The sequence below is a fragment of the Gordonia sp. NPDC127522 genome, assembly GCF_042672305.1.
Classification (GTDB): Bacteria; Actinomycetota; Actinomycetes; order Mycobacteriales; family Mycobacteriaceae; genus Gordonia; species Gordonia hongkongensis.
The window spans coordinates 30,378-43,672 of record NZ_JBHXVK010000018.1; the positions used below are offsets into that span (position 1 = coordinate 30,378).

Below are 13,295 nucleotides of genomic sequence, written 5' to 3' on the forward strand. Positions count from 1 at the left end.
CGGCGCGAGCTCAGGCCGCGGCGTGCGCGGCCGGTGTACGTCCCGCGCCCGCCGGGGTCGTGAGCGCGGCGGCGATCGCCGTCGTGAGCGGAACCGACAGCGCGATCGCGATTCCGCCGACGAACGAGCGGGCCAACTCCACCGCGACGACGTCGGTGGTGAGCAGTCCGCCCAACGGCTGCTGGGCCACCGAGAACAACAGCATCAGCGGCAGCGCGCTGCCCGCGTAGGCGAAGACAAGGGTGTACACCGTGCTCGCGATGTGGTCGCGGCCCACGCGCATCGCGGCGCGGAAGGTCGCGAGCCGTGACGGTTCGCCGGCCGCGGCCAGCTCGAAGGCCGCCGAGGCCTGGGTGATCGTGACGTCGTTCAGAACACCGAGGGTGCCGATGATGAACCCGGCGAGCAGGAGACCGCTGACCGAGATGTTGCCCTGATACACCTGCAGATTGGTGGTCTGATCGCCCGAGAGCCCCGTGAGGTTCATGGTCCGGATGGCGAGCCAGCTCAGGAATCCGGCGAGCAGGAGGGAGGTCAGCGTCCCGAGCAGAGCCGAACTGGTCCGGAGACTGACACCGTGCGCGAGGTAGAGGACCACGAACAGGATCACCGCCGACGACACGACCGCCACGGCGACAGGGGACGACCCGTCGAGGATGGCCGGCAGCGTGAACACGGTGAGTATCCCGAAGGCGATCGCCAGCCCGATGATCGAGCGGAACCCGCGCCACGCCGCCACCAGCACGATCGCGGCGATGAACAGCACGGCCCAGAAGATGATCGCCGGTCCGCGCTGGAAGTCGAAGAAGCTGTACCGGTTGCTGCCGTCGGGGCCGGGAACGGTCGCGAGCCGGATGTCGTCACCGACGTTCAACGTCGGCTGGCCGGCCTGGGGGTCGTCGAGCGTGCCGGCGGCGGGCGCCACGGTGTCGGGCCCGGACCCGGCCTGCGCCCGGTTGGTCGGGATCTCCAGCACGGTGTACTGGCCGGCCACGTCGCCGGAGGAGAACCGGACCGCGTTGAGGATGCACGGCCCACCCGGGACCGGATTCACCGGTATGTCCGCGGTCTCGAGCACCGACCCCGCCACCGAGTTGAGACAGTTCGCATGGAACTGGTCCACGATCTCGCCGTCGACCGTGGTGATCGGCCCGCCGTCGGCGGACCGGAACTGGGTGGGGATCGGGTGTTCGGAATCCGACGGCCACAGGACGACCATGCCGACCGCGACCGCGACCGCGGTCACCGCGAGCGTGCCGATGACGAACCACCGGGCGATCGGCGACAGCGTGTGGCTGATGTCGGACAGCGAGTGCGCATGACCGTGCCCGTGATGTGTGCGGCTCACGCGGTGAGCCTATGCGCACCGCACCCGGGTCGCGATGGGCGACCCGGGAGCGGTGATGGGGTGTGCAGCAGTGCAGACGCTGGTCACAGGGGCAGCAGGATGCCCTTGACCCGCGGATCGGTCCGCAGGAATTCCTGCACGGCAGGGTCTTTGAACGCGGCGACCAGGTTCTTGATGTTCTCGGTGTCCTTCCACTGCGTTCCGATGGTCAGCTGCCCGGCGAACTCGTCGGGAGCGGGCGGAGCGTAGATCTGCTTGGCGATGTCGATGTTCGCGGCGAGGTAGTACTCGGTGTAGCCCACGGTGGCGTCGAGGTCGGCGAGCGAGCGCGACTGGGCGGCGAAGTCGAGCAGGACGAACTGCAGGTTCCGCGGATTCGTGGCGATGTCCTTCTGGGTCGCCTTCCACTTGTCCACGCCCGGTTTCAGCGTGAGGAGTCCGGCGCGTTCGAGCAGCCAGAGTCCCTGGGCCTCGTTCGCGGGATCGGAGTAGAGCGAGACGCGGGCGTTCTGCGGCAGGTCGGCGACGTCGCGGTACTTGTCCGACCAGATGCCGAATCCCCAGCGGAACACCGGCGTCGCGGCTTCCTCCTGGAAGTCCGGGTTCGCCTCGAGGACCTGCGACAGCCACAGCTTGTGCTGATAGACGGTGCCCGCGACCTCCCCGTCGCTGACCGCGCGGTTCAGCGTCGTGGAGTCGGACAGGCCCTTGAATGCGACCTTGATGTCATACCGGGGTGCGACCTCGTCGGCGATGAACTCCACGAGTGCCTGCTCGGACGCGTTGCCCTCGGCGGTGACGACGGTCAGTGTCGCGCCGGCGGTCTCGTTGGGCGACGTCGAGTCGGACCCGAGGAAGCGCCAGCCGACGACGGTGGCGATCACGGCGACCACGACGAGCGCGCCGACGATCAGCGGCCAACGGCGACGTGTCGAGATCTCGATACCGGAACCGCCCGGCGGAGAGGGAGTCTCGCCGGAATCCGATGCGGTGCCGGTGGTGGAACCGGTGTCCTGTGTCATGGGGTGCCTTTCGGGTGTGGCTGGGTGATGCGTCGACTGGTCCTGCTCCCTGCGGAGCGAGGTTCGCCGGCGGTTTGTGGGTCTTCAGTGGTTGACCCGGCGGGACGTGACCGGGTTGAGGCTGCGCGCGAGGGCGTCGCCGGCGACCTGGATCACGGCCACCGTCACGATGAGCACGATGATGGTGGCGACCATGACTCCCTGATCGAACCGCTGGTAGCCGTAGGTGACCGCCACGTATCCGAGTCCGCCGGCGCCGATGGTGCCGGCGATCGTGGAGTACTCGATCATCGCGATGGTGTTGATCGTCAGTCCGCCGACGATGCTCGGCAACGCCTCGGGAACCTGTGCTTTCCAGATGATCTGGGCGTTCGATCCGCCGGACGCACGTGCCACGTCGATCGTCGAGGCCGGGACCGACCGCAGCGAGTTCTCGACGATGCGTGTGAAGAAGGCGATGCCGGCGATCGACATCGGGACCACCGCCGCGGCGATGCCGATGTTCGTGCCCGTGACCAGGCGGGTGAACGGGATGATCGCGGTCATCAGCACCAGGAAGGGCAACGACCGACCGATGCTGATCACCCACGACAGGGGGGCGTGCAACGAGCGTCGTGCGAAAAGTCCGCCGGGAGCGAGGTTGTGGATGAGTGCGCCCAGCGGGACTCCCACCACCAGGACGACGACCATCACGATGCTCACCATCAGGACCGTGTCGATGGCCGCCGGGATGAGCAGGTCAGGGATCTCGTCGAGCGGCACCGTGATGTTCGCCGAATACGTGGTGCTCACGCGGCCACCTCGGAGCCGGTGTCGGTCTCGACGGCGAAACCGCCCGCGGTCGCGGTGGCGTCGAGAAGGCGTGCGGCCAGGCCGAGTTCATCCGCGGCGCCGATGAACGCCGACGCGTGTCCGGTCGGCACCGACACGGTGAGATCGCCGAAGACGGTGCCGTCGATGGTCTGCACGTTGGCGCCCAGCACCGAGATCGAGATGTCGAGTCGCCTGCCCAGCTGGGTCAACCAGTCCGCGGGGACCGTCGCGGAGTGGTAGACCACCGAGATCGGGGTTTCGGCAGAGGCCGGTTGCGCACTCGGCCCGCGCGGCCGGAGTGCCCGTCCCAGAACCGAATCCGGTTCCAGGACCACCTGTTCCAGCCGACCGTGCTCGACGATGCGGCCGCGGTCGAGACGGCCGACGGTGTCGGCGACCCGCACGACCGTGTCCATCTCGTGGGTGATGAACACCACCGCGAGATCCAGTTCGTCCCGAACGTCGGTGAGGAGCCGCAAGAAGGTGTCCGTGGCCGCGGGATCCAGACCCGACGTGGCTTCGTCGGACAGCAGGACGGAAGGTTTGAGCGCGAGGGCCCGAGCGATGCCGACGCGCTGCCGCTGACCGCCGGACAGCTGATGCGGATACCGGTCCGCTTTGTCGGCGAGGCCGACCAGATCGAGAAGTTCGCCAACGCGTGCGGTGGTCGATTGCTTTGTCGCACCCAGATATTCGAGAGGCAAGGCGACATTCTGCGCCGCGGTTCGCCGGGACAGCAGACTCGCCGACTGGAACACGGTGCCGATCCGGCGCCGGGCGTCGCGAAGGCCCGACGTGCCCAGTGCGGTGAGATCTTCCCCGTTGACGACGACCTTCCCTGACGTCGGACGTTCCAGCAGATTCAGACACCGGGCCAGCGTGCTCTTGCCGGCGCCGGACGGGCCGACGACGGCGAAGATCTCGCCGGCGTCGACAGTGAAGTCGACCTCGTCGAGTACCGTCGTCGGGTCGGGCGAACCGACCCCGAACACCTTCGTCAACCCGACCACCTCGATCACCGGCGGTCCCCGTTCGCGCTGGTGAGTTGAGCGGCTTCCCTGATCGAATCGTCGATGGTCGAGTTGCTCCCACCGACCCGATACGTCGACCCGCGATGATTCTCCGGCAGCTGATCGCCACGTCCGAAGAGTTTGTGGCGCAACGTTCCCGGGACGTAGGCACGATCGTAGAGTCCGCGCCGCTCGAGGGCGGGCACCACGTGGGTGATGATGTCCTCGAACGATCCGGGGGTCACCGCGTAGGCGACGTTGAAGCCGTCGACGTCGGTCTCGGTCACCCAGTCCTGCAGGGCTTCTGCCACCTCGTCACCGGAGCCGATCAGGACCGGACCCATTCCGCCGATGCCGCCCCACGCCGCGATGTCCCGCACCCGCCATTCCTCGCCGGTGTCGCTCGCCTGCTGGAAAGCGGCCACCGCGGACTGGATCGCGTTGCTGTGCACGTTGCCGATCGGTTCGTCGATCTCGTAGCTCGCGAGGTCGATGCCCATCCAGCCCGACATGAAGACCAGCGCACCCTCGGTGCTGGCGTAGGACTGGTACTCCGCGGCTTTCGCGCGGGCGGCCTCCGGAGTCGAGTCGGTGATGATCGTCAGCAGCGTGTAGATCTTCGCGTCGTACGGGTCGCGTCCGGCCAGGATCAGCTCGTCGCGCACCTTGCTGACCACATCACGCAGGATGGCCTTGGTCGGCGCGGCGACGAAGATGGCCTCGGCGTTCTCCGCGGCGAAACGTCGGCCGCGAGGCGAGGCCCCGGCTTGATAGATGACCGGTGAACCCTGCGGCGACGGTTCGGCGAGATGGATTCCCGGCACGGTGAAGCGGGTGCCGCGGTGGCCGATGTGATGAACCCGGGCCGGGTCGGCGAAGATGCCCGCCTCGCGATCGCGGAGGACCGCGTCGCGTTCCCACGAACCCTCCCAGAGCTTGTACAGAACGGTCAGGTACTCGTCGGCCTGGTTGTAGCGCTCGTCGTGCTCGAGTTGATCGTCGGCGCCCATGTTGCGGGCTGCCGCAGGCAGGTATCCCGTCACCACGTTCCAGCCGATCCGGCCGCGGGTGAGGTGGTCCAGCGTCGACAGACGCCGTGCGAAGGGGTAGGGATGCTCGAAACCCGTACCGGTGGTGACCCCGAAGCCGAGGTGTTCGGTGGCGTGCGCCATCGCCGAGACGAGCAACAGCGGGTCGTTCACGGGGATCTGCGCACCCTGGCGGATGGCGGCTTCGTCGTTGCCGGCGTACACGTCGTAGGTGCCCAGGACGTCGGCGATGAACAGACCGTCGAATCCGCCGGTCTCCAGCAAGCGGGCGAGGTCGACCCAGTAGTCGATGGTGTTGTAGTCCCACGACCGGTCGTCGGGGTGGCGCCACAGACCCGGTGACTGGTGCGCAACGCAATTCATGTCGAAGGCGTTGAATCGGATCTTACGTGGGGCATTCGGTTCTGACACCGGAGGAATGATGCTGACGGATCGTCGGAGTGGCCATCGTTGTGCCCACCGCGAACCTAAACGCGTGCCATGCGATCCACAGATGTGTTGCTCGACGGTCTCGGTCGAGTCGTCGAGAACGTTCACGCCGTCCTGGACGACATCTCCGCCGGAGAACTGAATCGGGCTCCCGCGCCCGGTGCCAACACGATCGCCTGGCTCGTGTGGCATCTGACGCGCGTGCAGGACTCGCACGTCGCCGACGTCGCCGGAACCGACGAGGTGTGGGTGACCGGGGGATGGGTCGAACGGTTCGGTCTGCCGTTCGACCCCGGGGAGAGCGGGTACGGGCAGTCTGCCGACGAGGCGGCGCGGGTCGTCGTCGACGACCCGGACCTGTTGCGTGGCTACTACGACGCCACTCACGCGGTCAGCGTCGACTACATTGGCGCGCTGTCGGATTCAGATCTCGACCGCGTCGTCGACGAGAACTGGGACCCGCCGGTCACGTTGGGCGTACGACTGCTCAGCGTGATCGACGACGACACCCAGCACATCGGTCAGGCGGCATACGTCCGGGGCCTGTTGTCCTGATCCCGTCGCTGTCGCTCTGCGTTCTGAGTATTTGCGGCCTGGCGGCCGTCGTGGACCACGAAACAACGGTGGTGCGCGGTGCGAGCCCAACTACAGCTCCCTGAGGAGGTCGGAGCTTGCGGAGGCCGTCACGAAGGGTCCTGGTGAGGTGTGTCGCCAAACCGTTCGTGGCTCGTTGCTATCGCTCCTCGCACCTCAGCTGAGGTGCGAGCGAATCGACCCCCTGCTCCCTGAGGTGCGAGCGAATCGACCCCCTGCTCCCTGAGGTGCGAGCAGGCCGACCCCCTGCTCCCTGAGGTGCGAGCGAATCGACCCCCTGCTCCCTGAGGTGCGAGCAGGCCGACCCCCTGCTCCCTGAGGTGCGAGCGAAGCGAGCCTCGAAGGGTCCTGGTGAGGCGAGTTGCGTAGACCCTTCGTGACGCGCCCTCCGCAAGCTCCGGGCGCTCCTCAGGGAGCAGGGGGTTGGTCGCTATCCACGACGCACGTCAGGCGCCGGAGCGGGACGGTCAGGACAGGCAGCCCTTGAAGGTCTGGAAGTCACCGGCGAAGGCGGGTCCCTTGCAGGTCGGGCCGTTCTTGCCGTCGACGACGACCTCGCCGCCGGGTCCGGCGATACCGATGGCCAGGCCGGGACGAATGCCGTCCATGGTGACCGTCGCCCCGGGACCGAGGGCGATGGCCGCGGGCCCGGCGAAGTTGTCGGCGGTGACGTTGGCTTCGCCGCCGTTGTCGGTGATGGCCAGCGAGAGTCCGGTCGGGCCGGAGTCGGCGCTACACGAGGCCGCAGAGGCGGACTGGCCGGGAAGTGCCGGACATACGGTGGGCGCGGCGCCGGCGGACGGCGCGGCGGCGAGCGATACTGCTGTCGCACCTGCGGCGGCGACGACGAAACCCAGAGCTGTGCGCGTGACCGTCTTCATGTTGGGACTCCTTTGTCGAGGAACGGTGTCGTGCGTGGAGCGATTCGGAATGGCCGCCGGGCCGGATGGGGTCCGCTTCGCACGCCGCCTCGCCACCGGTCGTGTGCCCATCGCGCGTAGGTTGAAAACGTGCAATTGCGAATCTTCACCGAGCCCCAGCAGGGTGCGACCTACGACGACCTGCTCACCGTCGCCAAGGCAACCGAAGACCTGGGCTTCGATGCCTTCTTCCGTTCCGACCATTTCGCCGGAATGGCTGGCGACGGCCTCCCCGGGCCGACCGACGCGTGGATCACGTTGGCAGGCTTGGCGCGCGAGACCTCGCGGATCCGCCTGGGGACGCTCGTCTCGTCCGCCACTTTCCGCCTACCCGGGCCGTTCTCGATCGCAGTCGCCCAGGTCGATCAGATGAGCGGTGGTCGTGTCGAATTGGGAATCGGAACGGGCTGGCACGAGGGTGAGCACGAGGCGTACGGAATCCCGTTCCCGCCGTTGAAGGAGCGGTTCGACCGCCTCGAGGAGAACCTCGAGATCATCACCGGGTTGTGGCAGACCCCGCTGGGCGAGGAGTTCGACTACGAGGGCACGCACTTTCGCCTCTCGAAGTCGCCGGCCCTGCCCAAACCCGTGCAGCACCCGCGCCCGCCGATCATCATCGGAGGCAGTGGCAAGAAGCGGACGCCCGCGCTGGCGGCGCGTTTCGCCGACGAGTTCAATGTCGTGTTCCAACCGCTCGACGTCGCCGGGGATCTCATCGGTCGCGTCCGCACGGCGTGCGTCGACACCGGCCGCGACCCGGAGTCGCTGACCTACTCCGCCACCCTCGTATTGTGTTGCGGCAGAGACGAAGCCGAGTTCCGGCGCCGGGCCGAGGCCATCGACCGGGAACCGGACGAACTGCGCGAGAACGGGGCTGCCGGAACCCCCGACGAGGTCGCCGCCAAGATCGCGACCTACGGCGAACTCGGCGTCACGCGCATGTATCTGCAGACCCTGGATCTGTCGGATCTCGATCACCTCGAGCTCGTCGCGTCGAAGGTCGCCCCGCAGTTGGCGTGAGCGCCCTTGGTGCGGCGCGGAGTGCGGGAGCCCTGACCCTTCGTGACGCGCCCTCCGCAAGCTCCGGACGCTCCTCAGGGAGCGGGGTGACGGGCTCGCAAGCTCGCTCCTCAGGGAGCGGGGTGACGGGCTCGCAAGCTCGCTCCTCAGGGAGCGGGGTGACGCTCGCAAGCTCGCTCCTCAGGGGGCGGGGTGGCGGGCTCGCTAGCTCGCTCTACAGGGAGCGGAGTGTCCTCGAAGGGTGTTCCCCCGACCCGGCACCCGGGCCGACCCCGATGGGCCATAATCCACCTCATGGCCGAGAGGGGCGAGCACACACCATCGAGACCGCCGGAACGTCAACGGATCAAGAAGCTGGCCCAGGCCGCGCTCAACGCCGACGTGACCGTCGAGCAACTCGAGGGCATCATCGCCGACATGGGGGAGACCCTCGACGGACTCGGTCCCACCCTGGACGGGCTGAACTCGACGATCGCGAAACTCGACGTGACGCTGGTGCGACTGTCCGGAACCCTCGACCAGGTCGACGCCACCGTCGACCGCATGTCCGACATCGTCGGGAGGCTCGAACGGGTGGTCGGGCGGGTCGAGGCACTCGTCGGAATCGGCGAGGCCGCCTTCCGTCCGCTCGGCGCCCTGGAGTCGGCAGGCAAGTCGGTCGCTGCCCGACTCGGCTGGCACTGAACATCGAAACGAGATCAGGGAATGACACCGGAAGAACACAGTTTTCGTGGCCGGCACGGGCACACCATCGTCTATGACGTCCATCGGCCCGCGGACAGCCCGCGCGGCGTCGTCGTCGTGGTGCACGGACTCGCCGAACACGGACGACGGTATCTGCATGTGGCCCGTCGGCTCGTCGACGACGGTTACCTCGTCGCGATACCGGACCACGTCGGTCACGGCCGGTCGGGTGGCAAGCGACTCCGATTGCGCCGGTTCGGTGACTTCACCGACGACCTCGACACCGTGCTCGCCCATGTCGCCGACGGCAGCGTCCCGACGTTCCTCATCGGGCACAGCATGGGCGGGTGCATCGCTCTCGACTACGCGCTCGACCACCAGGACAAGCTCGACGGACTGATCCTGTCGGGGGCGGCTGTGCTGCCCGGTGACGACCTGCCCGATCTGGCCGTCCGAGTCGCGCCGCTGATCGGCCGGATCGCACCGGGGTTGCCCACCACCGAGCTGAGTTCGTCGAGCATCTCCCGTGATCCGGACGTCGTGACCGCCTATGACGCCGACCCGCTGGTGACGCGCGGCAAGATCCCGGCCGGGCTGGGCGGGGCGATGATCGGCACCATGCGGTCGTTTCCCGCGCGCTTGCCGTCCCTGCAACTACCCATCCTGGTGATGCACGGCAGCGAGGACGCGCTCACCGACCCGCGCGGCAGCGAACTCGTCGAGCGCCTCGCCGGATCGGCGGACAAGACGCTCGTCATCTACGACGACCTGTTCCACGAGATCTTCAACGAACCCGAGCAGGCGGTGGTGCTCGACGCGGTGATCACCTGGTTGCGCGGTCACACCGCGCGCCCGTGACCGTCGCGCGCCCACTCACGTCAGTCGCACCACTACCCCGGCCAGCAGGACCAGCACTCCGCCGATCTCGCCCACGATGAGCGCGAGCATGAACAGATAGGTGCCGGGAGTCGGCTCGACGAACTGATTCGTGGTGTCCCGCAGGGCGCCGTGGATGCAATACGCGGCGATCGCCGCGACGAAGAAGACGATCGGGACCGCCGCGGCGATCACGTTGACGGTCGTCGGGAAGGCGCTGAGTTCGACCAGCGCGGCGAGCACCAGGGTGGCGAACGAGTACATCAGCGCGGCCCGGTGCGCGATGTCTACATACACATGGGCCGTCCGGTCCGGTGAGGTGCGGATGCCGTGGTACTTCCACACGCCCACGACGAGTGCCCAGACGAGGATCACACCGGACGCCACGACCACGACGATGGTGTCGACGCCGACGAGATCGGCGAGATCGGGGTCGGCGGTCATGGCTGAACGCTAGCAGCAGGTGCGGTCGACGATCGGTCGCTCACACGGTCCGTTCCCGCTCACACCTCTCCCGGTGAGCGGGAACGGAAACCGTGAGCGGGAGAGCCGGTCAGCGGGACGGGACCGGGGTGCTGCTCGAGGTACCGGGTGTGAACGGCCCCGTCGGGGCGAGCTGGGGCACGGCCGGCGTGCTCGTCTCGGAGCTGGTGGCCGATTCCGGGACGGAAGCGTCCACCGACTCCGAGCCCGACACCGCGGACGGCGCGAGGTCGGCCGAGGACGACCCGGAGGCCGACGACTCCGCTGCGGACGACTCGGCGGACGAGGAGGCCGACTGCGAAGCGGACCCGGTCTCATCCGAACCACGGGCCGACAGACCCGACAGGTCGAGCGCCGGCGATTCCTCGGCCGCCTTCTTCGCCGCCAGGGTCACCTTCGCGGGGCCTTCGGGATCGGGGCTGCCCGAGGCAGAGACGACGGTCGTCTTCGTGGTCACCGGCGGGTTGTTGCGCAGTGTGGTCAGCACGTGCTCCTTGCCGTCACCGAGCGCACGTCCCCAGTTCTCCCACGTGTGGCCGCCGTAGTTCGGCAACGAGATCACCGATACGCCGGCCTGCTTGGCCTGCAACTGCATGAGCACGGTCGACACCGCGGACAGGATCTCCAGGGCCATCGCACTGAGCTGGTCCTGCGGCGACAGCTTGGCCATCTCCGACGGCGTCAGGAAACCGTTGCCCGAGGAGATGATGAGAACCTGGCCGTTGTCGGCCAGCTGCGTGAGGTTCTTCGACGGATCGTTGTCGGTCCAGCGGGTGCCGCCCGGCGCGCCCCACATGTTGACGACGCCGTTGACGTAGTTGGACACCATGGTCTGCGTGGCGAACACGCCGAGAGCGCCGACCGGGTTGTCGGTCTGGTAGTAGCCCGACATCGCCTGCACGACCTTGAACTGCTCGGGGTGGCGCTCGGCGAGGGTCACCGCGGGCCCGCCGGACATCGACAGTCCGATGATCGCGTTGTTGTTGCGGGCCACGCCGAACTCGCGCTCGAGGTAGCCGGGCAGCTCGGAGGTCAGGAAGGTCTCCTGCTTGATGACCGTGTTCTTGTCACCGGCGCCGCCGTCCCAGTCGGTGTAGAACGACGATGCGCCGCCCACCGGCATGACCAGGGTGGTGTCGGCCTTGGCGTCGTAGACCTTCGCGGCCTGCACGTCGGTGGTCCATGCCGAGCGGGTTTCGCTGGCACGCATGCCGTCGAGCAGGTAGACGCCGCTGTCGCTGCCGCTCGAGGCGCGGATCTGCACGATCACGTGGCGTTTCTGCGACTCCGACCAGACCTTGCAGTTCTGGACGTAGTTCCCGGAGGAGTCCCACGTGCATCCCGGCCGCAGCACTTCGGGATGCCCACGCAGAGCGCTGGCGGTGTTCGACGAGTTGATCAGCGTGCTCGCGCCGAACAGGCCGAGCGTGAGGATCGCGACCACCGAGATGCCGGTGAGGAGGCGGCGACGAGGTGAGGGTCGGCGTGGCGACTCGGGCGTCTGGCCCGCGGGGGTGGAGGGGACGGGCGGTTCGCTGTGCGAGTGCGACATGGAGCTCCTGACATACGCGGCCACCGGACTACACGGTGCCGATGTCAGGGATGTCGCTCGGAGAGTGGACCGGTGTTACCGGGCGAGCGCATTTTTTCGGACGACCTCGGCGGTCTCGTCCGGACGTTCCCACCAGAACATGTGTCCGACGCCGGACCATCGCGCCAGGGTGGCCTGCGGGATGAGGTCGGCGAGCCGCTCGCCCTCGGCGACGGCGATCATCTCGTCGACGTCGCCGTGGATGACCGCCGTCGGCATGTCGAGTGAGCCGATCCGGTCGCGGGTGTCGTGTGCCGCACAGGCGCCCGCCTGCCACGCGACGACTGCCGACGGAACGCGGCGCTGCCTCGAGATCGAGACGAAATGGTCGAAGGCGCCGGCGCGGGCGATGAACTCGGGAGACAGATTGACCTCGAACGCGATGCGCGCGACGCGGTCGGCGTCGCGCGACGAGATCGCCTCGACGAGGCGGGCGGCGCCGGACGAACCGGGTGCGCCGATGGCCCCGGGGCCGCCCGCGGTGGTGCAGCCGAGGACGAGACTGCGCACCCGGTCCGGCGAATTCAGGGCGAGTTCCTGCGCGATCATCCCGCCCATCGACGTGCCCAGCACATGGGCGGAGTCCCAGCCGAGGCCGTCGAGGATTCCGCGGGCGTCGGCGGCCAGGTCGGCGATGGTGAACGGTCCCTCGGCCCGACTGCTCGTGCCGATGCCGCGATGGTCGTAGGCGGCCACCGAGAAGTGCGGGGTGAGGGCGTCGAGGAGCTCGTCGGTCCACATCCCGCGGTGTGCGGACATGCCGCCGATGAGCAGCAGCGGTTCGCCGTCGCCGAACACCTCGGTGTCAAGGACGGGACCGGTATCGGACGCGACGGGGATCTGCATGCGGAGATGGTAGCCACGCGGCTGACCGGATTCCGTGATTCGCCTCAGAGCGCCGGCGAGATCGCCGCCCACATGTTGGGGAGTTCCGTCGGGAGTACGACGTTGACGTCCTTGTCGGCGAAGAACTCATCGGCATTGCCGGCTCCGCGCCATCCACTGTCGTTGCCGCGCGAACCCGCCCCGTCCAGGAGGTAGAGCGTCGACCGGGGTCCGGTCTTCGTTCGTGGCGTGAGGACGAAGAGCTTGATGTTCTTGGCCATCGCCGCCGAGTAGACCCAGACGACGGCGCGGGTGGGGGACTCCTGCACGACCGACACCACCCGCGGCGCCACGGGCGCCGCCACCGCCGGCGCGGCGGCCAGACACAGCATCACCAGACATGCGGCACAGACCGCACGAAGAATCACTCGGAGCACCGTTCCCCATGTGCGCCGCGCGGACGCTCTTCCCCCGAAGATGTGGATCGATCGGTCGGCGGTCGGGCTGCCGGATCGAAGTCGTTCGCCAAGCGTAGGACGTTCGCGCAGTCCTGTCCGGGCCTTGCGAAATCCCGGGGTGGCGCGGTGGGCGCGACTCCGCGGCTCGCGACGAACGACGCCGCCGGGCACAT

Annotated in this window: 14 protein-coding genes; 4 read left to right on the forward strand and 10 right to left on the reverse strand. The window is 68.1% G+C overall.

Annotated features, from left to right (window positions below; translation table 11 throughout):
• Window positions 1–10: 10 nt before the first annotated feature.
• The 5 genes from ACFVHY_RS20635 to ACFVHY_RS20655 form a co-directional block, all read right to left on the reverse strand.
• Entirely contained in the window at window positions 11–1,348 is a 1,338-nt protein-coding gene (locus ACFVHY_RS20635) for a YibE/F family protein (protein ID WP_390275164.1), read from the reverse strand.
• Window positions 1,349–1,431: 83 nt separating this feature from the next.
• A complete protein-coding gene (locus tag ACFVHY_RS20640; RefSeq protein WP_390275165.1) occupies window positions 1,432–2,370 on the reverse strand; it encodes a MetQ/NlpA family ABC transporter substrate-binding protein in 939 nt (312 codons plus the stop codon).
• Window positions 2,371–2,454: 84 nt separating this feature from the next.
• Window positions 2,455–3,162 carry a methionine ABC transporter permease gene (locus tag ACFVHY_RS20645; protein WP_390275166.1) on the reverse strand — a complete coding sequence of 236 codons (708 nt, stop codon included), beginning with the start codon at window positions 3,160–3,162 and terminating at the stop codon, window positions 2,455–2,457.
• On the reverse strand, window positions 3,159–4,202 hold the full coding sequence (locus ACFVHY_RS20650) for a methionine ABC transporter ATP-binding protein (RefSeq protein WP_390275167.1): 1,044 nt from the start codon (window positions 4,200–4,202) through the stop codon (window positions 3,159–3,161). Before ACFVHY_RS20650 ends, ACFVHY_RS20645 begins: the two co-directional genes overlap by 4 nt.
• Window positions 4,199–5,653: an LLM class flavin-dependent oxidoreductase gene (locus ACFVHY_RS20655; RefSeq protein ID WP_390275169.1), complete on the reverse strand. Its 1,455-nt coding sequence runs from the start codon at window positions 5,651–5,653 to the stop codon at window positions 4,199–4,201. The genes ACFVHY_RS20650 and ACFVHY_RS20655 overlap by 4 nt, the downstream gene beginning before the upstream one ends.
• A gap of 69 nt (window positions 5,654–5,722) precedes the next feature.
• Here ACFVHY_RS20655 and ACFVHY_RS20660 point away from each other — a divergent pair, with 69 nt between their 5' ends.
• Window positions 5,723–6,226, forward strand: a complete 504-nt coding sequence (locus tag ACFVHY_RS20660; protein WP_390275170.1) for a DinB family protein — start codon at window positions 5,723–5,725, stop codon at window positions 6,224–6,226.
• A 506-nt stretch (window positions 6,227–6,732) separates the two neighbouring features.
• Here ACFVHY_RS20660 and ACFVHY_RS20665 read toward each other — a convergent pair.
• Window positions 6,733–7,146 carry a hypothetical protein gene (locus ACFVHY_RS20665; RefSeq protein WP_065631983.1) on the reverse strand — a complete coding sequence of 138 codons (414 nt, stop codon included), beginning with the start codon at window positions 7,144–7,146 and terminating at the stop codon, window positions 6,733–6,735.
• Between the two features lie 129 nt (window positions 7,147–7,275).
• On the opposite strand from ACFVHY_RS20665, the gene ACFVHY_RS20670 reads away from it, so the two are divergent.
• From ACFVHY_RS20670 to ACFVHY_RS20680, 3 genes are all read left to right on the forward strand, one after another.
• Complete coding sequence (locus ACFVHY_RS20670) at window positions 7,276–8,205, forward strand: LLM class F420-dependent oxidoreductase (RefSeq protein WP_390275171.1); 930 nt, start codon at window positions 7,276–7,278, stop codon at window positions 8,203–8,205.
• A gap of 294 nt (window positions 8,206–8,499) precedes the next feature.
• A complete protein-coding gene (locus ACFVHY_RS20675; RefSeq protein ID WP_390275172.1) occupies window positions 8,500–8,889 on the forward strand; it encodes a hypothetical protein in 390 nt (129 codons plus the stop codon).
• Window positions 8,890–8,910: 21 nt separating this feature from the next.
• The gene (locus tag ACFVHY_RS20680; protein ID WP_390275173.1) at window positions 8,911–9,747 is read left to right on the forward strand and encodes an alpha/beta hydrolase; all 837 of its coding nucleotides are present in this window, start codon (window positions 8,911–8,913) and stop codon (window positions 9,745–9,747) included.
• A 15-nt stretch (window positions 9,748–9,762) separates the two neighbouring features.
• Here the strand turns inward: ACFVHY_RS20680 and ACFVHY_RS20685 are convergent, their stop codons facing one another.
• The 4 genes from ACFVHY_RS20685 to ACFVHY_RS20700 form a co-directional block, all read right to left on the reverse strand.
• Window positions 9,763–10,209 carry a hypothetical protein gene (locus tag ACFVHY_RS20685; protein ID WP_390275174.1) on the reverse strand — a complete coding sequence of 149 codons (447 nt, stop codon included), beginning with the start codon at window positions 10,207–10,209 and terminating at the stop codon, window positions 9,763–9,765.
• A 109-nt stretch (window positions 10,210–10,318) separates the two neighbouring features.
• Complete coding sequence (locus ACFVHY_RS20690; protein ID WP_390275175.1) at window positions 10,319–11,800, reverse strand: alpha/beta hydrolase; 1,482 nt, start codon at window positions 11,798–11,800, stop codon at window positions 10,319–10,321.
• A gap of 75 nt (window positions 11,801–11,875) precedes the next feature.
• Window positions 11,876–12,685, reverse strand: a complete 810-nt coding sequence (locus tag ACFVHY_RS20695; RefSeq protein WP_390275177.1) for an alpha/beta fold hydrolase — start codon at window positions 12,683–12,685, stop codon at window positions 11,876–11,878.
• Window positions 12,686–12,729: 44 nt separating this feature from the next.
• Window positions 12,730–13,092 carry a hypothetical protein gene (locus ACFVHY_RS20700; RefSeq protein ID WP_390275178.1) on the reverse strand — a complete coding sequence of 121 codons (363 nt, stop codon included), beginning with the start codon at window positions 13,090–13,092 and terminating at the stop codon, window positions 12,730–12,732.
• Window positions 13,093–13,295: the final 203 nt, after the last annotated feature.